Here is a 1,360-nt window from a genome sequence, read left to right on the forward strand (position 1 = left end):
TTCCAACTCTGATTTCCGATGCCGTGGACAAGGCATATTCCCGTCCGGCAGCCGAACGTTCGCGGCTTGAAAAGGACCTGTTGAAGCTGGACGAAAAGATTAATATCCTGTATTCCCTGCAACAAGGAAAGATGTTTGCACTATTCCCGTTGCCGGGAGATACGAGTGGCAAATGGTATTCTCCGGGAGATGATTTAAGTGTGTATTCCGGGAAAGACTCTCTGTTCGTATCGAAAATCATGCCGTGGTATCTGGGAGAAGCTTCTGATGCCTTGCGTACCGGTACATGGGAGAGCGCAGGAGAGGTGCTTTCCATGATGAACGTGTATCAACAGAAGCAGAGCGCCACACCTTTGCTGACGGAGAAGCAAGTGTCGTGGGAATTGTTTTATAATAAAGCACGTTTGTTCTTCTGGTCGGCTATGGGTTATATGGCGGTCGGACTGTTATTATTGATATTCGTGGTAGGGCAGTTGCTGAAACCCAGACGCTGGGTTAAAACCGTTATCATTCCCTTGGTGGCATTGGTCGTGCTGATCTTCTTGTTGCATACTTCCGGAATCGGCATCCGTTGGTACATATCCGGGCGTGCTCCTTGGGCCAATGCTTATGAGTCCATGATATATGTAGCCTGGGCTACAGCGTTGGCGGGACTTTTGTTTATTAAGCGTTCCTCCATGACGTTGGCTTTGGCGGCTTTCTTCGCAGGTATCATCCTGTTTGTTGCCAACCTGAACTTCATGGATCCCGAAATCACTCCCCTGGTTCCGGTGTTGAAATCTTATTGGCTGATGATACATGTGGCTGTAATTACGGCAAGTTATGGCTTCTTCAGTATCAGTTTCCTGCTCGGTCTGTTTACCCTTGCATTCATGAGTGCCGGCAATCCGTCGAAAGTAGCCTTGTTGCAGCCCCATATCCGTGAACTACGCATCATCAATGAAATGTCCCTGCATATAGGGCTTTATCTGCTGACGGCAGGCATTTTCCTCGGTGCTGTTTGGGCAAATGAGTCGTGGGGACGTTATTGGGGCTGGGACCCTAAAGAGACTTGGGCATTGATTACGATGGTGGTTTATGCTTTTATCCTGCATGCACGCTTTCTTCCCGCTCTTCGTTCGGATTATGCATTCAGCGCCATGTCCGTACTGGGACTTGCTTCGGTACTGATGACTTACTTCGGTGTGAACTACTACCTGTCCGGCCTTCATTCGTATGGTGGAGGTGATACACCGCCGGGACTGACTGCCGTCTTCATTACGTACGCCTGCGCTTTTGCGCTGATGATTTATGCAGGGTATAGTCAGCATAGGCAGTAAGTTTCTTATTCTTTCTCACCCCTTTGAGAATATTTGCTCAA

1 protein-coding gene is annotated in these 1,360 nt (G+C 48.8%); it reads left to right on the plus strand.

The genetic code is table 11. The features are described 5' to 3' along the window. A partial coding sequence (gene ccsB, locus BACCELL_RS25565) for a c-type cytochrome biogenesis protein CcsB (RefSeq protein ID WP_007215091.1) occupies positions 1-1,319 on the plus strand: 1,319 nt, incomplete at its 5' end. Positions 1,320-1,360 lie beyond the last annotated feature (41 nt).

This window comes from Bacteroides cellulosilyticus DSM 14838 (assembly GCF_000158035.1).
Classification (GTDB): domain Bacteria; phylum Bacteroidota; class Bacteroidia; order Bacteroidales; family Bacteroidaceae; genus Bacteroides; species Bacteroides cellulosilyticus.